Origin of the sequence: Candidatus Avelusimicrobium sp., assembly GCF_051874775.1 — a bacterium.
Classification (GTDB): Bacteria; Elusimicrobiota; Elusimicrobia; order Elusimicrobiales; family Elusimicrobiaceae; genus Avelusimicrobium.
The window spans coordinates 13,196-34,833 of sequence record NZ_JBJEGE010000021.1 but is presented as its reverse complement, the minus strand read 5'-3'; the positions used below and the strand labels follow the sequence as shown (position 1 = coordinate 34,833).

Annotated in this window: 17 protein-coding genes; 15 read left to right on the top strand and 2 right to left on the bottom strand. The window is 48.9% G+C overall.

What is annotated here, in order from left to right; translation table 11 throughout:
• Genes mnmG through murG form a run of 10 tightly spaced genes read left to right on the top strand, consistent with a single transcriptional unit; the run spans position 1 to position 11,398 of the window.
• Complete coding sequence (gene mnmG / locus ACI351_RS04190; RefSeq protein ID WP_439734006.1) at positions 1–1,782, top strand: tRNA uridine-5-carboxymethylaminomethyl(34) synthesis enzyme MnmG; 1,782 nt, start codon at positions 1–3, stop codon at positions 1,780–1,782.
• The gene (locus ACI351_RS04185; RefSeq protein ID WP_439734005.1) at positions 1,772–2,425 is read left to right on the top strand and encodes a 16S rRNA (guanine(527)-N(7))-methyltransferase RsmG; all 654 of its coding nucleotides are present in this window, start codon (positions 1,772–1,774) and stop codon (positions 2,423–2,425) included. Before mnmG ends, ACI351_RS04185 begins: the two co-directional genes overlap by 11 nt.
• Positions 2,422–3,744: a peptidase MA family metallohydrolase gene (locus tag ACI351_RS04180; RefSeq protein WP_439734004.1), complete on the top strand. Its 1,323-nt coding sequence runs from the start codon at positions 2,422–2,424 to the stop codon at positions 3,742–3,744. The genes ACI351_RS04185 and ACI351_RS04180 overlap by 4 nt, the downstream gene beginning before the upstream one ends.
• A 5-nt stretch (positions 3,745–3,749) precedes the next feature.
• Complete coding sequence (gene rsmH, locus ACI351_RS04175; RefSeq protein WP_439734003.1) at positions 3,750–4,634, top strand: 16S rRNA (cytosine(1402)-N(4))-methyltransferase RsmH; 885 nt, start codon at positions 3,750–3,752, stop codon at positions 4,632–4,634.
• Complete coding sequence (locus ACI351_RS04170) at positions 4,634–4,894, top strand: septum formation initiator family protein (RefSeq protein WP_439734002.1); 261 nt, start codon at positions 4,634–4,636, stop codon at positions 4,892–4,894. Before rsmH ends, ACI351_RS04170 begins: the two co-directional genes overlap by 1 nt.
• Position 4,895: 1 nt before the next feature.
• Positions 4,896–6,590, top strand: coding sequence for a peptidoglycan D,D-transpeptidase FtsI family protein (locus tag ACI351_RS04165; protein WP_439734001.1), 1,695 nt, complete (start codon positions 4,896–4,898; stop codon positions 6,588–6,590).
• 57 nt (positions 6,591–6,647) lie between these two features.
• The gene (locus ACI351_RS04160; RefSeq protein ID WP_439734000.1) at positions 6,648–7,994 is read left to right on the top strand and encodes a UDP-N-acetylmuramoyl-tripeptide--D-alanyl-D-alanine ligase; all 1,347 of its coding nucleotides are present in this window, start codon (positions 6,648–6,650) and stop codon (positions 7,992–7,994) included.
• Positions 7,995–7,997: 3 nt separating this feature from the next.
• On the top strand, positions 7,998–9,083 hold the full coding sequence (mraY, locus tag ACI351_RS04155; protein ID WP_439733999.1) for a phospho-N-acetylmuramoyl-pentapeptide-transferase: 1,086 nt from the start codon (positions 7,998–8,000) through the stop codon (positions 9,081–9,083).
• 3 nt (positions 9,084–9,086) lie between these two features.
• Positions 9,087–10,313, top strand: coding sequence for an FtsW/RodA/SpoVE family cell cycle protein (locus ACI351_RS04150; protein WP_439733998.1), 1,227 nt, complete (start codon positions 9,087–9,089; stop codon positions 10,311–10,313).
• 2 nt (positions 10,314–10,315) lie between these two features.
• Complete coding sequence (gene murG / locus ACI351_RS04145; RefSeq protein WP_439733997.1) at positions 10,316–11,398, top strand: undecaprenyldiphospho-muramoylpentapeptide beta-N-acetylglucosaminyltransferase; 1,083 nt, start codon at positions 10,316–10,318, stop codon at positions 11,396–11,398.
• Between the two features lie 89 nt (positions 11,399–11,487).
• Here the strand turns inward: murG and ACI351_RS04140 are convergent, their stop codons facing one another.
• A complete protein-coding gene (locus ACI351_RS04140) occupies positions 11,488–11,937 on the bottom strand; it encodes a type IV pilin protein (protein WP_439733996.1) in 450 nt (149 codons plus the stop codon).
• 153 nt (positions 11,938–12,090) lie between these two features.
• On the opposite strand from ACI351_RS04140, the gene ACI351_RS04135 reads away from it, so the two are divergent.
• The 5 genes from ACI351_RS04135 (at position 12,091) to ACI351_RS04115 (ending at position 19,441) form a co-directional block, all read left to right on the top strand.
• A complete protein-coding gene (locus tag ACI351_RS04135; protein WP_439733995.1) occupies positions 12,091–12,429 on the top strand; it encodes an ArsR/SmtB family transcription factor in 339 nt (112 codons plus the stop codon).
• Positions 12,426–14,321 (top strand): heavy metal translocating P-type ATPase, encoded by a 1,896-nt coding sequence (locus ACI351_RS04130; RefSeq protein WP_439733994.1) that lies wholly within the window; start codon positions 12,426–12,428, stop codon positions 14,319–14,321. The genes ACI351_RS04135 and ACI351_RS04130 overlap by 4 nt, the downstream gene beginning before the upstream one ends.
• A gap of 416 nt (positions 14,322–14,737) precedes the next feature.
• A complete protein-coding gene (locus tag ACI351_RS04125) occupies positions 14,738–15,631 on the top strand; it encodes a hypothetical protein (RefSeq protein WP_439733993.1) in 894 nt (297 codons plus the stop codon).
• 1 nt (position 15,632) lies between these two features.
• Positions 15,633–16,757, top strand: a complete 1,125-nt coding sequence (locus ACI351_RS04120; protein WP_439733992.1) for a glycosyltransferase — start codon at positions 15,633–15,635, stop codon at positions 16,755–16,757.
• A gap of 524 nt (positions 16,758–17,281) precedes the next feature.
• Positions 17,282–19,441: a glycosyltransferase gene (locus tag ACI351_RS04115; protein ID WP_439733991.1), complete on the top strand. Its 2,160-nt coding sequence runs from the start codon at positions 17,282–17,284 to the stop codon at positions 19,439–19,441.
• A gap of 42 nt (positions 19,442–19,483) precedes the next feature.
• Here ACI351_RS04115 and ACI351_RS04110 read toward each other — a convergent pair whose 3' ends face one another.
• Positions 19,484–21,634: an ankyrin repeat domain-containing protein gene (locus tag ACI351_RS04110; protein WP_439733990.1), complete on the bottom strand. Its 2,151-nt coding sequence runs from the start codon at positions 21,632–21,634 to the stop codon at positions 19,484–19,486.
• Positions 21,635–21,638 lie beyond the last annotated feature (4 nt).

Sequence of the window (21,638 nt, the reverse complement as noted above, 5' to 3'; positions counted from 1 at the left end):
ATGTTTGTGTGTGAAGAACTTTACGACGTAGTTGTAATCGGCGGCGGGCACGCGGGGTGTGAAGCCGCACTTGCTAGTGCAAAACTGGGCGCGAAAACGCTCCTTTTAACCCAAAGTTTGGATACGATTGCGCAGATGTCGTGCAATCCGTCAATCGGCGGAATTGCCAAGGGGCAGATTGTGCGGGAGATTGACGCGCTCGGCGGCGCAATGGGGCGTGTGACGGATTATAGTGCGCTTCACTACCATTTGCTTAACACAGGCAAAGGACCGGCCGTTCATTCGCCCCGTGTCCAGTGCGATAAAAAACTATACCAGTTTACCTTTAAACACTTTTTGGAATTACAGCCTAATTTGGAAATTATGCAGGACGAAGCCGTCAAAATCGCCACGACGGACGGGCGCGTCAGCGGCGTGGTTACGCTGCGCCATACGTTTTACCGCGCCAAAGCCGTGGTGCTTACCACGGGAACCTTTTTGGCGGGGACTATTCATATCGGCACCGAAATGTTCCGCGGCGGCCGTTATAACGATATGCCGTCTGACGGACTGGCCAAAAATCTGCGCGAAGAACTGGGACTTCATATCCTGCGTTTTAAAACGGGTACGCCGATGCGCATTAACGCGCGCGGGCTTGATTATTCCAAATTCCGTCTTCAGCCGTCGGACGACCCCTTGCAGCCGATCTCCCATTTTACTGATGTAAACGAACAGAAAAAGCGAAAATTCTTAAGCTGTTATATTACCCGCACTACGCTAGACACCGATAAAATCCTGCGTGAAAACGCGCACCGCTCCGCAATGTACAGCGGCAATATCCACGGTTTGGGGCCGCGTTACTGTCCGTCGGTTGAGGACAAAATCAAAAAATTTCCGGACGTTACCAGCCACCCGCTCTTTTTGGAGCCGGAGGGATTTGATACGGAGGAATACTATATTCAGGGATTTTCCACCAGTATGCCCGAAGATGTCCAGCGCGCGCTCATTAAATCCGTCCCCGGAATGGAACGCGCAACAATTACGCGCGTGGGCTACGCTATTGAATATGACTTTTCCGACCCGATGGATTTGTATCCGCATCTGGAAAGCAAGAGGATTCCCTATCTGTTTATGGGAGGGCAGATTAACGGCACGACCGGTTATGAAGAGGCTGGCGGACAGGGACTGATGGCGGGAATTAACGCCGCGTTAAAAACGCAGGGAAAAGACCCGTTTGTCCTGCGGCGCGACGAAGCATATATTGGGGTTCTGATTGATGATTTGGTCAATAAAGGCGTCAACGAACCGTACCGAATGTTTACTTCCCGTGCTGAATACCGTATTTTACTGCGTAACGACAATGCGGATTTGCGTCTTACCCCGCACGCGCTGCGGCTGGGAATGTTGGGGGAAGAATATCAAAAACCGTTCGAAGCCTATCAAACGCTGACGCAAAAACTGATTGAGAATCCTCACGCGGACGTACAGGAAGATGCCAAAATGTTCCCGTGGACGCTTGAAAAAGCCCGCACGCACGCGGATATTCACAACAAGTATGCCGGATATTACGAGCGTAATAAAAAAGACGCCGAAAAACTGGCCGAGGCGGATGCTATAAAAATTCCGGAAGGATTTGACGCTTCTGCCGTACGCGGAATTTTGTTTGAGACTTCCCAAAAACTGCGCGAAATTAAACCGCAGACCTTGGGGCAGGCCAGCCGTATCCCGGGGGTTACTCCGGCCGACATTCAACTTTTGGCTGTGCATATTGAGCGTTTTAGGAGGCTTAACCGTGCAAGATGAACTGATTAATTTTGCCCAATCCCTAGGCCTGCTGCTGACCTCCTCGCAGGCGGACACGCTTTTAAAATATGCGGGACTGGTGCTTCAAAAAAAGAACTTTTTGAATTTAACGGGCGCGGCCGATTTGCGGGAAATAGTGGAACGCCACTTGTGTGACGGTCTTGTTTGCGCCGCGAAAATAAACGGGATGGCCGGAGCGAAAGGACTCTCTGCTTTTACAGTAGCTGATATGGGGGCAGGAGGCGGATTTATCGGAATGACGCTGGCAGTTGCCCTGCCACAGGCGCAGGTTACGTTAGTTGAAAGCATTGAAAAGCGGTGCGCATTTATGAATTGGGCTGTGCTGAATACGGGCATAAAAAATGCCGCTGTGAAAAACGCCCGTTTGGGGCAGAATGCCGCAGGAAAATTTGATTTCGTTACCGAGCGCGCGATGGGCCGTCTGCCCGATATTTTGGAGATTTGTTTATCGGCCGTAAAAGCGGGCGGTGCATTTATTGCCTATCAAGGGGAAACCCCACAGGTGGATGAAACGGATCCTGCCAAATACGGTGCGTCGCCGGCGGCTGTGGAAACATATAATTTACCGGTGCAAGACGAGAAAAAACGTCACTTGGTTTTATTTATTAAAACGGACAAATGAATATTATAAAAAAAATTACGTGTATGCTGTGGATACTGGCGGTTTTGATGGTGGCGCCGCCCTTGCTCCGTTCTTTTGGCTTAAAACCCAAAGACGTTTTGGACGCGTTGTTTGCAGCCAACTCTCGTCCGTCTTCCGTTTTGCAAAAAAACGTTCAATCTTCCGAATCTTCCGCACAGCACGATGATAATTCCCAGCGCGGGCACGCACAGGATCTCCGGCCGGATATTTCTGTCCCTCCTCCGCCGGAAGAATCTTCCGATTCGGCGGCTCCGACTTCGGCACAAGATAAAAAAGCATTTGAGGATATGATTTCAGGGCTTGAAGAAGTGGCTTCTGTGGCTTCTAAAGATTCTTCAGCCAAAGATTTGCTGGAAGGCATACCAGTCCAGCCTCATCGTCCGGCCGATTCTTCCAAAAAAGTGCGTTGGTCGCCTCCGCCCCCCGGTTTTTTGACGGCGGAGACGTTTAACTATTTAATTTACCGCGAAGAGCACCCCGTTACCTCCACGGTTAAAACTACGCTTGATACCATTCACGGTAATCTGATGTTGGATTTGACGCCGTTTACTATTTTGATCAAACCTAATAAAATTTTGGTAATGATTTTCGGGAAAAAGGACAGTTATAGTGATTTTACCAAACTGCCTCCGTGGTCCGGCGCCGCGTCGGATTTGCGTTCCGACACAATGTACGTGGTAGAGGGAAAAAGTTTCTATCCGCTTTCCGTGCACGAATTGACGCACCTGTATTTTGACGGATATTTTTTGCCGACTATTTCGCCGTTATGGCTATCGGAAGGGATGGCTGTGTATATGCAAATCCATACGACAAAGCAAAAACCTTCTTGGGTGAATCATAGTATGAAGCGCATTGTGGCGGGAGACATTATTCCGCTTTCTGAAATGACGGTAACGGAGGATTTGAGTGCACTCTCCACTTCTCAGGCCGAACTTTGGTATACACAGGCATACAGTTTGGTGGAGTATTTGCTGACCAAGCGCACGCGTGACGAATTTTATAAATTTGCGAATGAATTAAAAACTGGTACGCCCTTGCATCAAGCGTTATACCGTGCATATGGAATGCCGTTTACAAAAGTAAGCGTATTGGAAAATGTATGGCTGCACGATGTGCAAAAGGCGTATAAAAGAGGCGGCGATATGGAGCAGAATCTGCACCCTGCCGCAGCGGCCGCTGCGGCAACTAAAAAAACTCCGCCGCAGCAAGGCCTTGGCGCGCCAAAACCCAAAGCGCAGAAAACGCAGATTAACAAGCTGGAAATGGTTCCCACAAATGGATATTCGGGAGGATTTTAATTTTTATGACGCAAGAATGGACGCATATTCCCATTATGGCCCCGCAAATCGCAGATTTTTTGCTGACGCGCCAAGACGGCGTGTATGTGGACGGTACGCTGGGGCTTGGCGGGCATACCAAATACTTTTTAAACCGGCTGGGAGCTGCCGCGCGCATATTGGGATTTGATAAGGATGAAGAAGCTTTAAAAATAGCACAGGAGCGCGTAGCCGACGCGAGGCTGAGTGCTTTTCACAAAAGTTATACCGAAGCTCCGGCCGTACTTCAAGAACTGGGAATTAACGGAGCGGACGGCGCGCTTTTTGATTTGGGGCTCAGCTCTTACCAGCTGGATAATCCGGCGCGCGGGTTCAGCATTATGGCTGACGGTCCGCTTGATATGCGTTTTGATTTAAAAAGCCCGCTCAGCGCAGCCATTATCGTAAATGAATGGCCGATGGCAGAATTGGAACGTATTTTAAGGGATTACGGGGAAGAACGAAATTATACCAAAATTGCCCTTGCCATTATGCACGCGCGGAGGGAATCTCCGGTGAACACGACAGCGCGGCTGAAAGAAATCGTTGAGAGCGTATCGCCGCGGCGCGGCAAAACGCATCCGGCTACGCAAACCTTTCAGGCACTGCGCATTGCGTGCAACAGAGAACTTGACGCAGTAGAACAAGCAATGGCGTCTTTGGAGAAAGTGCTTTGCTGCGGCGGCCGCGCCGCAGTGCTGACGTTTCATTCGCTGGAGGACCGTTTGGTCAAAAACCGTTTTAAAGCTTTGGCGCAAAGCGGCGCGTGGAAGCTGCTAACTAAGCACGCGATTAGTCCTGAGTATGCGGAAATCCGCCAAAACCGCCGTGCCAGAAGTGCCAAACTGCGCGTCATAGAGAGGGTAAAGTAATGCGTATTTGGGGAATTGTTATCTTACTTGCGCTGTTTAGTTTCGGTATTGTAGTGATGCGTATTGAAATTAACCGTTCGGGCCGTGCCATCAGTCAGGAGCAGAATGAGGTGGAAATTAAAGAGGCTCGCAATCAATACTTAAAATTGGAAATTTTGCGCCTTTCCAGTCCGGAAAATATTTCGCGGCTGGCGCGGGAAAAACTGGGGCTTGTTCCGGTTCAACCGCACGAAGTAGTTGTTTTGGATCATTCTAAATAATATGTTACGCAGACCCGTTTCTCCTTCTTTTGTTTTTAACCTCAAGAGCAGTATGCGCTTGGCCGGTTATGTTATTTTATTGGCGCCGCTGATTATTTTGGTGCGTTTGGCGTATATGCAAACTTTCTTGCACGAAGAATTTTCCAGCAAGGCCGAACGCGCTATTTATAATTATTTAGCCGAGGATCGTTTAAGAGGTAAGATTCTGGACGTGAACGGACGTGAACTGGCCGAGTCTGTCCGAACTCACTCCTGCGGTGTCAACAAACGTTATGTGCAAGATAAAGATAAAACCATTGATTTTTTGGTCCAAACGCTTGATATTCCCAAAAGCCGGATTTTGGAGAAATGGAACCGCGCAGGCAATTTTTTCTTCGTTGCAAAAAAAATAAAACCGGATAATTATATTAAAATTTCTAAAATTTTGCGCACTCCGTTGGGGCAAGGGTTAGAACTTACGGCGGAATATGAACGTATTCATCCGTACGGAGACAGCGCGCTGGACATAATCGGCGCGGCCAACTCTAAAAATTTGGGGCTTTCGGGCGTGGAACAGATGTTTAACCGTGAACTCAGTCAGGATATCAGTAAAAAACGAGCCAAGCGCGCGCGCCGCGGCGAAATTATTTACGACCGGAAACTGAAAGAAAAATTATCCGTCGCCAATGTCTATTTAACTATTGACGAAGTTGCCCAATACTATGCCGAAACCGCGCTAAAAAAAGCAGTAGAAGATGTGGGTGCGGAACGCGGCGTAGCCCTCGTGCAGGAGCCGTCCACGGGTAAAATTTTGGCAGCGGCATCTTATCCGATAAAAGACGGGCAGTCAATGGCATTTCAGTTTGCGTATGAACCCGGGTCTACCTTTAAAACGATTTCTGTAGTTTCCGCTTTAGACGCGGGTGCTATCAGCGTGACCGACAGTATAGATATGGAAGGCCGCCAGTGGACGGTGGCCCGCGGGGTGACACTTCGGGATAAGCAGCACGATAAAGATTTCCTTTCCGTGCCGGAAGTGCTGCAGCTTTCTTCCAACATCGGTGCGGGTAAAATTGCGGTGGAACTGGGGGCAAAAAATCTATTTTACTATATTAAATCGTTTGGATTCGGCACGAAAACGGATGTAAACTTTAACGGGGAATCTAAAGGAAATGTGCCCCCTTACAATACGTGGACGAAAGTGGATTTGGCTTCCAAAGGCTATGGCTATGGCGTGTTGCTTACGCCCATACAGTTAATCGGCGCATATTCGGCCATCGCCAACGGCGGTACGCTGATGCAGCCCCACCTGATTGACCGCATTGAATATGCGGGCGGAAATATAGAAAAAGTTTCCAAACCGATTAAAATCCGCCGCGTGATTCAACCGGAGACTTCGCAAGCGATGATTAAGGTACTTCAAAGTGTGGTGGAAGCCGGATCCGGTAAACGCGCCAAAATTGAAGGATATAATGTGGCGGGAAAAACGGGTACCGCCGAAAAACTGGGCAAGGACGGCTATGGTAAACGCCAACACGTGGTATCATTTTGTGGATTCGTTCCGGCAACGAATCCGCAGTTTACTATTCTAGTCGTTTTGGATAACCCGAGCAAATATACGTTTGGCGGTACGGCGGCCGCACCCGTGTTTAAAGAAATCGCCGAACGGCTTTTGGCTTTAAAAGGTGTTAAGCCGGATCAGTTGGATTTTGAATAACATAACCGCGCGGTTTTGGCCGCCGGAAGATTTTTTATTTAAGGAGAAGTAAACAGTATGAAGCTTAATCTTACGCTTGGTAAAATCGCGGAAATTATGCAGGCAAAACTGATTTCCGCCCACCCTGAGACTAAAGTCTCGTCTTTTGTAACGGATTCGCGCGTGGTGGCGCAGGGAGACGCGTTTATCGCTTTGAAAGGACACAATCACGATGCGCGGCATTTTATTCCGGAAGTGTTGAAGAAAGGGGCATCTGTCGTGGTGGCCGAATCGGAAGGGTTTACCGTGCCGGAAGGGGCGCAGGCTTCCTTTTTACTGGTAGAAAACGCGCTGAAGGCGCTTCAGGCATTGGCCCGTTACCACCGCTTAAATAGTACGTTGAAAGTCGCCGCTGTTACGGGATCAAACGGTAAAAGCACCACCAAACAAATGCTGCGCGCCATTTGTGAAACGGCAGGCGAGACCGTCGCTAATATGGGAAATTTTAACAATCAGTTCGGCGTGCCGTTTTCCCTTTTGGAAATACAGCAGAAGCACAAATACGGCGTATTTGAACTTGGCGCATCCAAAGAGGGAGATATTGAAGAAATTGCTTCGTTGGCAGTGCCTGACGTGGCGGTAATTACGAATGTGGGGCCGTCCCACTTGGAATTTTTCCGCGATATGGAAACGGTTTACCGCACGAAAACGGAAATCGCCAAGAGCTTGAATTTCGGCGGTACGCTGGTGTATAACGCCGACGACGAATATCTTTCGCGCCTGAAAACGGAATTTAAAGGCAAAAGCATTTCGTTTGGGTTTACGGCCGGTGCGGATTTGCAGATTTTGGAAACGGATAATTTTTCGTTTACGTATAAAGGGGAAGCGTATATGGTTGATGTTCAACTGGAGCGTCACGACAAACTCAATGCGGCCGCCGCTTCCGCCGCCGCGATTGCAATGGGTATTTATATGGATAACATTAAAAAAGGACTCCTTTTGTTTACGCCGATGCCGATGCGTTTGGAACGTGTGGAAAAAAAGGGCGTGCATTTTATTTTGGACTGTTACAATGCAAACCCTGCCAGTATGAAAAACGCGTTGGAAATTTTGGGCCGCGCGTCCGATTCGCCCCGCGTAGCAGTATTGGGCGATATGAAAGAACTGGGTGCTTCCTCTAAAGACTACCACCGCCAGATTGCGCGTTACGTGTTGGACAACCGCGTGGAGTACGTATTCTTAGCCGGTGCGGAAATGGCGTGTGCGTATGAACTCTTAAAATCGGCGCCGGAGGTAAAGTCCTTTTATTCACCAGTGCCGCAGGGTTGGATGAAAGAGCTGTCCGCTGTGCTTGGCAAGGGGGGAACGTGTCTTGTTAAGGCCTCCCGTTCGATGAATTTTGAAAACGTATTTAAGGAGATTTAGCCAATGTTATACTATCTCTCGCTGTTTAAAGACGATGTCAGTTTTTTAAACATCTTTAGTTATATTACGTTTCGTACGGGTGCGGCAATTTTTACGTCGTTTTTTCTAACGCTTCTTATCGGGCCGCGCGTGGTGGCTAAATTGCGTTCCTATAAAATCCAGCAGATTGAACGGGAATACGGCCCGGCGTCGCACCTGTCTAAAAACGGTACGCCGACGATGGGTGGTATTCTGATTTTCGTCAGTTTAATTGCCAGCGTGCTTTTGTGGGCGCGGCTGGACAGCAATTATATCTGGCTTCTCGTATTTACCACGGTTACGCTCGGTATTGCGGGCGTAATGGACGATTATACCAAGCTCGTTAAAAAGAATCCGGAAGGAATGAAATCTTCCATTAAACTGGCAATACAGCTTTTTACCGCATTTGTTGTGGTGGGATATTTGGCTTTAAATCCGCCTAACGGTGCGTACGGGACATCGCTGATTATACCGTATATGAGCAAGATGTTTATTGATTTGTCGGTTTTTTACTTTGCTTTTTCAATGCTGGTGATTGTGGGCGCTTCAAACGCCACGAATTTGACCGACGGGTTGGACGGCCTTGCCAGCGGGTGTATGGTGTTTACGGCTGCCACATACGCTATTTTTGCGTATTTGGCGGGCAACGTAAACTTTGCCGATTACTTAAAAATTATTTATATCCCGGGGGCGGGGGAAATTACCGTATTTATGGGTGCGCTTATCGGCGCGTGTTTGGGTTTTTTGTGGTTTAATGCATATCCGGCGCAAGTGTTTATGGGCGATACCAGCTCGTTATTTTTTGGCGGTGTAATCGGGGTGGCTGCGCTGTGCGTCAAACAGGAGCTGCTGCTGCCGATTGCCGGCGGAATTTTTGTACTTGAAACCGTTTCCGTAATGCTTCAGATGGGATATTTTAAACTTACCCACGGTAAACGCCTCTTTAAAATGGCGCCCATACATCATCATTTTGAACTATTGGGCGTGCCGGAGCCAAAGGTAATTGTCCGGTTTTGGATTGCGGGGGCAATGCTGACGCTCTTGGCATTGGCGTCCTTAAAAATCAGGTAGTTTATGTTATTTAGTAAAACTTCCAAGCGTAAAAATACATTTATCAAAAAAAACGCCCCTTTTTACCGTCGGGAAACGGGGTTTTCTGCGCGGACCAAAAAGGACGGTTGGAGCCCCCTTAAACTGGATCAGAGTGTGGCCTATATCAGTTTTATTTTCGTGTTGGTGGGACTTATCTTTACTTATTCCTCCAGTGCGTTTGATTCGTCCGCTTTTTTTAAACGCCAGCTGGTGTTTGATTGCTTGGGAGTTTTGGCTGCGTTGTTTCTATCTCAGACGTATACAAAACTCCAAAAAATTAAGCTGCTAAAACCCATCAATTTGATGTATATCACGTGGGTACTTTTGATTATTGTGCTTTTTACTCGCACGCAGGCCAATGTGCACCGGTGGATTGATTTTGGTTTTTTTAAACTCCAGCCTTCTGAAATCGCCAAGGTAACGCTGGTTATTTATGTAGCGGATTATCTGGACGGAGTATCGGGCAAGCTGGCCAAAAACTGGAAACTTTTGATTAAGCCGCTTGCTGTGGCGGGTTTTACACTCGCACTTATTCTGGCGGAAAAAGATATCGGCACGCCGACGCTTATGGGAGCGGTGTTTGTGTGTATGCTTTTGGTGGCCGGCGCACGTTTTTTGCATTTATTCGTTCCGGCGCTTATCATTTCACCGCTTCTTATCCAACAGTTGTTTTTTGTGGGATACCGCCGCCAACGTATTTTTTCATTCTTAAATCCGTTTGAAACGGCCGGAAGTACGGGCTATCAGCTGGTGCAGTCTTTATTGGCAGTCGGTTCGGGCGGCTGGTTTGGCAAGGGACTGGGAAACAGCGAGCTGAAATTAGAGTATCTTCCTGCCGCACATACGGACTTTATCTTTTCCATTATGTGCGAAGAGTTCGGTCTGTTCCGCGTTACACTCGTAATTGTTGGATTTTGTTGGCTGCTCGTCCGCGGAATCAGTTTGGCGCGTGTGGCCAAAACGACATTTCACAGTTTGGTCATTTTCGGGCTGACCATTACGATTTGTATGCAGGCATTTTTCAATATGGCGATGGCTATCGGCCTGTTGCCCACAAAAGGGATAGCGCTGCCGTTTTTTTCGTACGGCGGTTCGTCCGTTATTATGACTTTAGTAATGATGGGCATTATTCTAAACGTGGCGGCAGTGGATCATACGCAAAACAACCTGCGTGATGACGTAACCAATTACAAAAATAGGAATAAATAATTATGAACAGACGTTTTATTATCGCTTCCGGCGGCACCGGAGGACATTTTTACCCGGGCTTTGCATTGGGCAAACAGCTTCGCAAACAGGGGCTTCCTGTTCTTTTCATTATACGTAAGAACGATCCCGCCGCCCAAACCTTGGACGCACATAAATTGCGTTATAAAGAAATTGATTTTACGGGGTTTCCTCGGTCGGTAAGTCCGCTGCGCCATATCCGCTTTTGGGGAAAATTTGCAAAGGCCCTGTGGCAGACGCGGGCGATTTTAAAAAATTACCGTCCGGATGTGGCCGTAGGTACGGGAGGATATATTTCGTTCCCGCTGATTTTTACGGCGCATTTAATGGGGATAAAAACCGCCGTACACGATTCAAACGCGCGTTTGGGGCTGGCAAATAAAATTTGCGGTAAATTTTCGGATTTGTTTATGCTGGGGCTTCCGGTAGATAAAAAGATTAAAAAGTCCGTCTTGACCAGTACGCCGATACGCCGCGAGTTTGCCGACCGCGTGGACCGCGCCGCTTTATTGGAAGGCTTGGGCTTGTCGCCCGACAAAAAAACCGTGCTTATCGTGGGCGGTAGTCAGGGGGCAAAGGGATTAAATAACGCTGTAGCCAAAACGCTGAAACAGTCAGCGCAGTGGCAGTTTGTGCATATTACGGGGGAACGGTGGTTTGGCGTGATGAAAGAAGAATATGCCGCAATGAAGAATGTGGCTGTATTGCCGTATTCGCACGAAATTTATGCCATTATGAAAATAGCCGATTTAGCTATCTGCCGCTCCGGCGCAAGTACGCTTGCGGAACTGATTTACTGCCGCGTTCCGGCAATACTGGTGCCGTTCCCGCACGCCGCGGCAGATCACCAATTCTATAACGCTAAAATTTTGGAGGATGCAGGCTGCGCATTAATAGTGCGGGAAGATAAAAACCTGACCGCGAACTTGCAGCTGGCATTTTCGGATTTATTAAAACGCTCCGGCGTGCGGAAGCTGTCCGCTATGCGTCGGGCATATCATCACCTGAATATTCCCAATCCGATGACGGCTGCAAAAGAAATCGTTAAGCTGCTGCGTAATTTATAAGCCGCGGTTTTTGCGTAAAGATTGGAACCGCTGCAGGATATAAAAAACTCCCCGCCGAAACCGGCAGGGAGTTTTGTGTGTGTTCGTGTTTAAATATTTTCAAACAACGCGCAAATAGGCGCATAGTCGTCTATTTTGGCTTTACAGCTTGGGGTAGAACCGGATTCATTGTCGGGAGAGTAAAAATCCACTTCGTATAATATTTCGTTATTGTCTATCCGTGTGATATGCAGCGAACCTGCGCCTCCACCAAGAAAATTTAACTGATAGGTAAAGTTTTTGGTTGTAAATGTATTACCCCTGATGCTACCGCCTTTTAAGTCTACGTCGGCAAGGTCGCTAAACAATGTCGGTGTGGTATTCGGGTTTGCTTGCTCATAACGCTGTACGGCATCTATAACGGATTTGGCCACTACAAACACTTCCGCCGCGCGGGATTTTTCCACCGCCAGTTCGTACTGTGGCAAGGCAATAGCAGCTAAAATGCCGATAATCAGCACGACTACCAACAGTTCAATAAGGGTAAAACCTTGATTCATATCGTTTCTCCTAAATTAAAAGTTTATACAAACAGTATACAATTTTTTTCTGTTTTCTCAAGTTCTCTTTTCTAACTCTTGACAAGGTAAAATTATCTTATTATATTAATATATGAACATATATTCATATATTAATTCTGTTTTGGGGGAATAATGACCAAAAACTCTACACCTGCCACACACGTTTGTAAAGCCGCGCTGACGCTTGCGCCGGAAACTTTATACGAGTTGGCCGATCTTTTTAAAGTATTTGGCGACAGCACACGCCTGCGTATTTTGTGCGCGCTTTTCGGCAGCGAACGGTGCGTACAGCATATTGCCGAGGAGTTAAAAATGACCCATTCCGCCATTTCGCACCAACTGCGTTTTTTGAAGCAGAATAAACTGGTCAAAAATCGCAAAGAGGGGAAAACCGTATTTTATTCGTTGGCGGACAAGCACGTGCAAACTATTTTCAACCAAGGTTTAAAACACGTTTTGGAGGATTTATGAGCGAACACTGTCACTGTCATTCCTGCGGCTGCGGGCACGAACACGAAAAAAACACCTGGGTGCGTTTTGGGGTGGCGGCGGTCTTGTTTGCCGCCGGGCTGCTTGTCGGTTCTTCCGCCGCAAAACCGGGGCTGTTGGGCGCGGCGTACTTGCTGTGCGGGTACGACGTGCTTCTGCGTGCCGGACGCAACATTTTAAAAGGGCGCGTGTTTGATGAAAACTTTTTGATGTCCGTTGCCAGCCTGGGCGCGTTTGCCATCGGGGAATACCCGGAGGGCGCGGCCGTTATGCTGTTTTACCAGTGCGGGGAAAACTTGCAGGAGCGCGCGGCAGGAGCTTCGCGCAGAAATATTGTCAAACTGCTTGATTTGCGTCCGCCTTTTGCGCGCGTGCTGGAAAACGGAAGCGAAATAAAAAAGGACCCGAAGCAGGTTCAACCCGGGCAGGAAATTTTGGTGCTTCCGGGTGAAAAAATCGCGCTGGACGGCGTGGTGGTAAAAGGGGAAAGCGGGGTGGACGCGTCGGCACTTACGGGCGAATCCCGTCCGGTCAGCGCGCGCGTGGGAACTTTGGTTTGGGGCGGCAGCGTGTGCGTGGACGGAACGCTGACGGTGCGTGTAGAAAAATTATACCAAGATTCGGCTGTCGCCAAAATTTTGGAACTGACTGAACACGCTTTGCAGAAAAAGTCAGACGCCGAAAAATTTATCACGCGCTTTGCCCGTCTGTATACGCCTGTCGTAGTGGGGGGAGCCGTTTTGCTAGCCGTACTGCCGCCTCTGTTGCTGGCGGACGCGTCTTTTAAAACGTGGCTATACCGCGCACTGGTGTTTTTGGTGGCGTCGTGTCCGTGCGCGCTGGTGTTATCCGTGCCGCTCGGCTTTTTCGGCGGAATCGGCGGCGCTGCCAAACACGGGGTGCTGATTAAAGGGAGCGCTTTTTTGGAACGGTTGGCACGTATTTGGACGCTGGCCTTTGATAAAACCGGTACGCTGACCCAAGGCGTGTTTGAAGTGTTGAGTGTCCGTCCCGCTGAAGGTGTCACGCGTCAGGAGGTGCTGCGTTTGGCCGCACGGGCAGAGCGGTATTCCAATCATCCTGCCGCCAAGGCTGTGCTTCGCACCGCGCGGCAAGAAGATATTTTGGCTGACGGCGAGTGTAATGCCAAAGAGATTGCAGGCGAGGGCATTTGCGCCCATGGGGAAAAAGAACAAATTTTAGCCGGAAACGCGCGTTTGATGTCGCGTTATCACGTGTCCGTGCCTGCGGCGGAAGGCTCCTGCGTTTTTGTTGCGCAAAACGGCGTGTGGAAGGGAACAATCGTATTGGGCGATAGACTAAAAGAAGGAGCCGCATCCGCCGTGAAAACGCTCCAAAACGGGTTGATGCGGGATATTGTTATTCTCAGCGGAGACGCGCCGTCCGCCGTGCGGAAAACCGCCGGAGAATTGGGGATAACGCAATCGTTCGGGGGATTGTTGCCGGCGGATAAAGTGGCCAAGCTGGAAAGTTTTATAGCCCAAACTCCGCGCGGATATGCTACGGCGTTTGCCGGAGACGGCGTAAACGACGCGCCCGTGTTGGCGCGGGCGGATTTATCCGTTGCGATGGGCGGCCTCGGCTCTGACGCCGCCATTGAGGCCGCCGACGTGGTGCTGATGACGGATGAAATCGGAAAATTGGTGACAGCAGTGCGTCAGGCGCGTTTTACGATGAAGGTTATCAAGCAAAACATGGTGTTTGCACTCGCGGTAAAAGCGGTTGTATTGGCGGCGGGTGCATTGGGCTGCGCCAATTTGTGGGAAGCTGTATTTGCCGACGTGGGAGTATCTTTGTTGGCGGTGGCAAACGCGTTAAGACCGCTTTATTTTAAAGAAAATATGCTACAATAAATATCATTTAGGAGATTTGCAGTACGCCGCAGTACGCGGCTAAAATACAATTTAATCTGTTTTTTGGAATCCTATGAAGAATAGGAAGGCTTTGGGAAACCAAAGTTCTGAGAGAGTCCAAAAAACAGCTGGTTTAGGCAGAAGGTAGGGGGAAGTCATGAGCCCTTTATCTTCTGCCGAGTGTTTCACATATTTGATATGTGAAACCACGGCTGTTTAATGGCAAGTCACTAGCGTAGCTTGGCGTTATTCAGCCGTTTTTTTACAGCCTTTTTATTACGCGTTTTCACATCTTTGGATTTAGGCTTTTACGGGTTCTGCTTTGTTATACGGCTTTGTGCCGTATAATCGGGAAAGGCCCCGTATCCTCCGCCAAGATGAAGCGGGGCCTTTGCCCCGTTAATGTAGGAGTAAATATGCGTTTGACGTTGTATAAATGGAAAGAAGTGCTGCTTAAACTGTATCTCACCCACGTCCGCGGGTGCGGGTATGCGTTTTCGTATTGGCCGTATGTGTCCGTGCGGAAAACACCAAGCGGTTTGGACGTATCGTTTAAGGGCAGAAAATTGTTTTCCGCATTATCCTTGGCGAAACTGCAAAAGAGCGGACAAGACGTTTATATTTTAGCGTCGGGACCGTCCGTCCAAAAGCAAGATTTATCATATCTTTGCGGTAAAAACGTGATTACGTTAAACGGTTCCGTATCGGCTGCGGTTCAACACGGTTTTACTCCTTTGCTGCACTTGATTTCGGACGCCAATTTTATTTTAAAACGGCCTCAGTTGGTTAAGGCGGTTCCGGCGGGCGTGCCCATAGCGCTTTCGTTAAGCGCGGTAAAAGCGGCCGCCGTGTTCGTGCCGGATTTATTTTCCGGACGGAAGTTGTTTCCAATTCTAAATCCGTTGGAAACTTTTCCGAATCCTCCTATTCCGGCGGAGCGGCTGGCACAGGATAAATTTAAAATAAACCGGATCGGTACGTCGGCTTTTTCGTTGGACCCCTTGGCGGGATTGCAGGACGGCGGCAGCGTGCTGACGATTGCCGTTCAGCTGGCGTATTTTTTGCAGTTTAAGCGCGTATTTTTGCTCGGGTTTGATATCGGCAACGCCGCCGAACCCCGTTTTTACGAAACCAAGCAGAACCGCCTGAAATGCGGCTTGTTAGAGGATTACGAACGGGAAATTTTACCCTTTATGAAATTGGCCGCAGAGGTGTTTCGTTCCGCCGGACGTGAAATTTATAATTGCTCTCCCGTTACGAAACTGCCGTATGACGTAATTCCTTATTTCGAGTATCCCGAGGAGTCCTAAAATGACAGCAAATAAACCGTTAAATATTGTCTTTGCAATTCCTGCGTTGGAGGGCGGCGGCGCGGAACGTGTGGTGCTGAATTTATGCCGCGGCTTACGGCAGTATGAAAACGCCCAATGCCATATTGTTTGTTTTTCCGCCAAGCGGGACTATGTGCTCCCCGCAGATACGGACGTGCGTATTTGCCCTCTTCCGCCTAAAACGCTATTCGGATACCGCAAGCGTTGCGCGCGGGTGTTGGACGATTTTATTTTGCAAAATTTTGGCAGGCCGGATGCGGTTTTCGCCAACATCACCCAAACGGTAAAATGTTTGCGGTTGAGTCGTTTTCCCGTCTTTAATATCTTGCATTGTCCTCCTTCTATAGAGTATCTCCGCCGCCAAAAGGGTATAAAACGCTGGCTGCGTAGAAAACGCGTGGAAAGTGATTATTCTACGCATCCGGCCGTTTGCGTAAGCGAAGGCTGCCGTGAGGATTTTCTGCGTCATTTTTCCGTTTTCCAGCCGGTTCACGTCATATTAAACCCGATAGACCCGCAGGAACTCCGTCGGGAGGCATCGGCGGAGGAATCTTTGGCGGAAATTGCGGCGTTGGGGGATTATATCATTCATATCGGTTCTTTTAAAGAAGCCAAGGACCACGCCACGCTTCTTCGCGCGTATGCCCAAAGCGGTATAAAAGAAAAGTTGGTATTGCTGGGTCAGCCCAGCGGAAAACCGGAATTTTTGGATCGGGCGCACCGTTTGGCGGAAGAATTGGGAATAAAAGAAAAAGTACTTTTTTTGGGTTTTAAGGCCAAACCTTTCCCGTATTTGCGTCACGCCAAGCTGTTTGTGTTAAGTTCTGCATACGAAGGATTTGCTATGGTATTGGCGGAAGCGGTTGCCCTCGGCGTACCTGTGGTATCTACCGACTGTCCGCACGGACCGCGGGAAATAGTGGGGGATAAGTTCGCCTATGTGCTTTCCCCCGTCGGAGATACGGACGCGCTTGCCGGGAATATACGGGCCGCTTTGGCCGATTCGGACAAATATACCGTACCGCTGCGGCCGGACATTTGCCTGCCCGAAGTGTGCAAAAAATACGTTGCGCTGATAAAAAAGATACCGTTAAAAAACCCTTGAAGGGCGGCGTGGCAGGGAGGCTCTATTTTCTGAAAAGCGGTATTTTCCGAAGCAGGAATATCTTGGTTGGCGGTTCTAATTCATTAATTTTAAAGAAAATATGCTACAATAAATATCATTTAGGAGATTTGCAGTACGCCGCAGTACGCGGCTAAAATACAATTTAATCTGTTTTTTGGAATCCTATGAAGAATAGGAAGGCTTTGGGAAACCAAAGTTCTGAGAGAGTCCAAAAAACAGCTGGTTTAGGCAGAAGGTAGGGGGAAGTCATGAGCCCTTTATCTTCTGCCGAGTGTTTCGCGTATTTTATACGCGAGACCACGGCTGTTTAATGGCAAGGCACTCTCTCAGACTTGCGTTATTCAGCCGTTTTTTCTGCTTCGTTTCCCTCTTATTATCCTTTTCTTCGGATTCCTTCCATTCCCGTACGTTTCAGCACAGACGTATGGAAGAGAAAGGGGCCGAAGCACCTCCGCCAAGAGTCCGGCCTCTTTCTCTAAACTGTTGAACCTAAGAGAGGTTTTATGGAAATTTCTGTTGTTATCCCTTCAAAAAACGGACTGCATCATTTAAAAGAGTGCTTGCCTACAGTGATAAAGGCCGCACAAAAAAAGGGCGGAAATATACGGATTATCGTTGCGGATGACCATTCCTCCGACGGTACATTGCAAGAAGCTCCGCGTTTATTTCCGGAAGTGACGTTTATTGCCAATTCCTCGCGGGGGGCGTGTTCGGCGCGTAACAGCGGAGTAAATAAATTCCCGTGCGACTGGCTTTGCTTTTTGGATAACGACGTTTTTGTAGATGAAGATTTTTTCATCACGGCGGAAAAATATCTGCGTCCGGACGTGTTTTGCGTTACTTGCGCGGGATATTCCGCTTATCCCAAAACGGCGGGCGAATGGGAGCAGTTGGACGGCCTTAAATTATTGGAATATAAACACGGTTTTTTGCGCTTTACTAAGAACATTTACAACCGTGTTTTGCCTGCGTTGGAGGAGTATCCCTCCTGGGGTGTACAAGGCGCATACTTTTTTTGCAACCGTAACAAGTTTGACGAATTGGGCGGATTTGACGAAGTCTTGGAGCCGTATTTATTGGAAGAAAGCGATCTTGCCTACCGCGGTTTAAAACGCGGCTGGAAGATTCTTTACGCGCCCGACACACGCTTAAAACATAAATGCGGCGGTACCATTAACAGTAAAAAGAATAAGCATACGCAGTTTTTGTCCAAACGCAACCGCATTTTGTTTATGTGGAAAAACGTACAATCTGTACAAATGCGGGCAATGTGCTGGGTGCGGTTTTTACTCTCGTTTTCGCCCCGCTTATGGCGGGAATGTTTGCGCCTGCGGGGCAAGATTCGGGAAAAAGCGCGGGAGGAATCCCGTGCGGCGCGTGTTTCTGATAATGCGTTGTTAATGCAATCCTCCGCATTTTTTGCCCACTATTTGAGCGGCAGTGTTTTGCGCAGGGCTTTGAATGTGTCTCACCAACTGACATATTTACAGGAGAGATTGTTTCGGTATGGGGACAAGTACCATTCTGTTTGGCAAATTGCGTTTCATATGTTATGGGCCTGTTTAATCAGTTTGCGTTTCAATCGCCGCAGCAAAAACAGCATAAGCGGGCCGGTGCGGATATGTATTCAGTTTGAGGGAGGAATGGGGGATCTGGTTATCGGACTGAATTGGCTATGTGCGTTTTATGAACAGTTGGGCAGAACGGCGGAGGTAAGAATTGACGCCGCTTTTCCCAATAAAAAATTATTGGAGTCGTTCGCGCCTGATTTTGTCCGCAGAAAACTTACCCTGAGAGAATGGGAACGTTATTCTTATGATTTGGTTCTGTCTCTTATGCGGTGTCCTGTTGTTGTCAGCGCGGATGAGAAACGTCTGCCGCCGGACCTTTTGGCCTATGTGGAAAAGTTACTCCGTTTTGAGCGCGATAATAAGGAACTTCTTTTATTAACGCCCTATAAAGATTCCCTTACCCATAATGTCTTTTCTTCTTGCTCCAAACGCTGGCACCAGCCGGATATTGTAGATGAATTTAACCTGCGGGAAGAATTTATGTTGGCTCCGCAAGTAAAAGATGAATCGGCTGCGCTGCGAAAGTTTGACTTAATCGGGAAAAAATATATTACTGTCAATCGCGAAGTGGGACACGAACGCCTTGCGGAAAGTACCAAATTGTGGCCTCTTGTTTACTACCGTAAATTAGTGGAAAAATTAAAGAAATGTTATCCTAATTATGAAATTTTGGAAGTCGGGTCGGGAAAAGGAGAAAGAATTGGCAATACGCACCGCAATTTAGCGGGGAAAACTTCTTTGGAGGAAATTAAGGCTGTTTTGAAAAATGCCGTTTTGCATATAGATTGTGAAGGCGGACTTGTTCACTTGCGCCACGCGTTAAAAGGCGGTCCTTCCTGCGTATTTTTTGGTCCTACTTCTCCAGTGGTATACGGGTATGGGGAAAATATCAATTTGCGTTCTTCCGCTTGCAGCGTATGCTGCGAATTTTATTCCAAAACGTGGCAGCAAGCCTGTATTAAAGGGAAGCACGTCTGTATGGAATCGCTGTCGCCGGAATATGTATTGGAACAAATAGAACGCTCCCGCTTGTTAGGTGGAATAACATGGAGCCCCGAACGCCCGAATAATTTTAAACACAAAGCCCCGTAATGTTTTATTACGGGGCCTTTTGATAGGAATGGATTTGAGCGGTTAATGTGCGCCTGCCGCAGCCAGCATGGCGGCAATTTCGGTATGCCCGCCGTCTTGCGCAATTTTAAGCGGCGTAAGGCCCGTTTCTTGCCCGTTCATAACGTGTTTGGCGTTGACGTCCGCTCCCGCGGCAACCAGTATTTCCGCCAGTTCTTTGTTGCCCATTTGGCAGGCCATCATTAAAGGCGTATATCCCGTATCTCCGGCGGCGTTTACGTCCGCTTTTGCGTTGATCAGCAGGCGCGCCGCTTCCGCATTTCCGACGGTGCACGCATACAATAAGGGCGTTCCCATATTGGGCGCTTTGGCGTTTACGTCCGCGCCGGACGCTATCAGCTCTTTTACTTTTTCCGTTTCGCCCGCTAACAGCGCGTAGTGCAGCGGCGTGATTCCCATTGAATTGTAAACGTTTTGTGCGGCCTGTTCGGCCTCGGCGGAAGGTGCGCCCGGGGTGATTTCTTCCGCGCCCACATGGCGCAGAATATCGGCGATTTCGCTGTTGCCGTTATTGACGGCCGCCGTCAAGGCGTTCTCGTCCAGTTCCTGCCCGTACAAAAACACACGGGCGTTTTTATCGGCTCCCGCTTCAAGCAGCATTTTAACGATTTCGGCGTTTCCGGTCATCGCGGCGCCTATTAGCGGCGTGCGGCCGGAGGCCGTATTGCGCTTGTTTACGTCCGCTCCTGCGGCGATTAATTCTTTGGTAAACGAGACAAAGTTGCCGTCAACGGCCAAGCCTAACGCCGTTTCGCCCGACGGGGCCTGATAGTTTACGTCCGCGCCTTCTTTAATCAGCGTGGAAACCGTGTTTCCCGCGTTTTTACGTATGGCGTTCATCAGCGGCGTAAAACCGTCTTTATCCGGCGTGTTTATGTCTTGCGCGTCCGGCAGGCCCTCAAAGATGTTTTCGGGATTTTCTTCCCAGTAATTAACGTCCGCTCCTTCGACGGGGCGTCCGTTTTTCTTTAAATTTTCCGCCGCCTCGGGGAAATTTGCCAGCGCGTATTGGCGGTATTCGTCCCAATTTTTTGCCGGAGTTTCGCGGTTATCGTATTGTCCGAAAACCTGTTGAAACCGCTCAAACGGCGCGTCCGCTGTTTTCGCTTCAAAAGAAGCCAGTTTCTCTTTTTCGTTATTGGTTTGGTTGAACGCATACAGCGTTACTTTGCCGTACGGCTCAAGCGTAAATAAAAGCGCGTCCCATTTTCCGGCGCCGCCCAAAATTTTGGCTTTTAATGTTTCGCGCGGCAGTTCCGTTTCCAGCGCGTAGACTTTATTTTCCGTAATGGAATACCACATCAAATCCAGCTTATACGGCAGGGGCTTTTCGTTTTCCAGGCGGATGGAGTTAATGGAAGACGGCGCCTGATTTTTGAAAAACAACGCCGGGTAGCTGTAGACGGCCTCTTCATCGGTGGGGCTTAACGTAAATTCGGCAAACATCATTTCCGCCGGATACAGAACGGGGCCTACAAAATGCACCGTATATTCGGCAATGCCTTGTTCCCTGCGGTGTCTGTCCTCAAACGAGTCCGGCGTTTGCCCGGCTTTGCGCTGCTGCAGGGCGGCTTCGAAGTGGGCCAGCAGTTCCGTGCGTACTTTTTGGAAAAATTTGGCAGTGTCCTCTCCGCCCCATTGTTCAATGTACTTTTTGGTTTCTTCTTCGCCGGGGGGAATCGGCATATTCCCTAACGCCATTCCAATCATAAACTTTCTGGCTTGGTCCACTTCCGTCAAATCCGGCGTATAGGGGTGGGCTTTTTCGTAGTCCAGTACGGCGGAAAGTACGGCGGGGGAAATGGCCGTATCCTGCAGTTGCTTATCCAATAGGTCCGTATCTTCGGCTGCCAGCGCGGCCGCAGCCGCCATCTGCATGCGCAGGGCTGCCAGCGTTTTCCAAAATTGTTTTTCTTCCGGCGTGTTTAATACGGAAAGAATGTCATCCTCGCGTTCGTAAAACGGCCCATAATTAAGCGTTTCGAAATAATCTTTCGGTACGGTTGGCAGTTCGGGGCTGATTCGTTTCGCCAGTTTTTCCTGTATTTCGGTGGTAGCGTAAGGGATAGCGGCTTCGTCCGGTTTGGAGCCGATACAGCCCGTTTGCGAAGCCAGTACGGTAAACGCCAAGGCAATTAGATTGAGATTTTTCATAATT

Bases quoted from the DNA above. Each gene is read 5' to 3' on its own strand.
- ACI351_RS04130 (WP_439733994.1), top strand. From the start codon at position 12,426: ATGAGCGAACACTGTCACTGTCATTCCTGCGGCTGCGGGCACGAACAC.
- ACI351_RS04125 (WP_439733993.1), top strand. From the start codon at position 14,738: ATGCGTTTGACGTTGTATAAATGGAAAGAAGTGCTGCTTAAACTGTAT.
- murG (WP_439733997.1), top strand. From the start codon at position 10,316: ATGAACAGACGTTTTATTATCGCTTCCGGCGGCACCGGAGGACATTTT.
- mraY (WP_439733999.1), top strand. From the start codon at position 7,998: ATGTTATACTATCTCTCGCTGTTTAAAGACGATGTCAGTTTTTTAAAC.
- ACI351_RS04160 (WP_439734000.1), top strand. From the start codon at position 6,648: ATGAAGCTTAATCTTACGCTTGGTAAAATCGCGGAAATTATGCAGGCA.
- ACI351_RS04115 (WP_439733991.1), top strand. From the start codon at position 17,282: ATGGAAATTTCTGTTGTTATCCCTTCAAAAAACGGACTGCATCATTTA.
- mnmG (WP_439734006.1), top strand. From the start codon at position 1: ATGTTTGTGTGTGAAGAACTTTACGACGTAGTTGTAATCGGCGGCGGG.
- ACI351_RS04135 (WP_439733995.1), top strand. From the start codon at position 12,091: ATGACCAAAAACTCTACACCTGCCACACACGTTTGTAAAGCCGCGCTG.
- ACI351_RS04140 (WP_439733996.1), bottom strand. From the start codon at position 11,937: ATGAATCAAGGTTTTACCCTTATTGAACTGTTGGTAGTCGTGCTGATT.
- ACI351_RS04165 (WP_439734001.1), top strand. From the start codon at position 4,896: ATGTTACGCAGACCCGTTTCTCCTTCTTTTGTTTTTAACCTCAAGAGC.
- ACI351_RS04180 (WP_439734004.1), top strand. From the start codon at position 2,422: ATGAATATTATAAAAAAAATTACGTGTATGCTGTGGATACTGGCGGTT.
- ACI351_RS04170 (WP_439734002.1), top strand. From the start codon at position 4,634: ATGCGTATTTGGGGAATTGTTATCTTACTTGCGCTGTTTAGTTTCGGT.
- ACI351_RS04110 (WP_439733990.1), bottom strand. From the start codon at position 21,634: ATGAAAAATCTCAATCTAATTGCCTTGGCGTTTACCGTACTGGCTTCG.
- ACI351_RS04150 (WP_439733998.1), top strand. From the start codon at position 9,087: ATGTTATTTAGTAAAACTTCCAAGCGTAAAAATACATTTATCAAAAAA.
- ACI351_RS04120 (WP_439733992.1), top strand. From the start codon at position 15,633: ATGACAGCAAATAAACCGTTAAATATTGTCTTTGCAATTCCTGCGTTG.
- rsmH (WP_439734003.1), top strand. From the start codon at position 3,750: ATGACGCAAGAATGGACGCATATTCCCATTATGGCCCCGCAAATCGCA.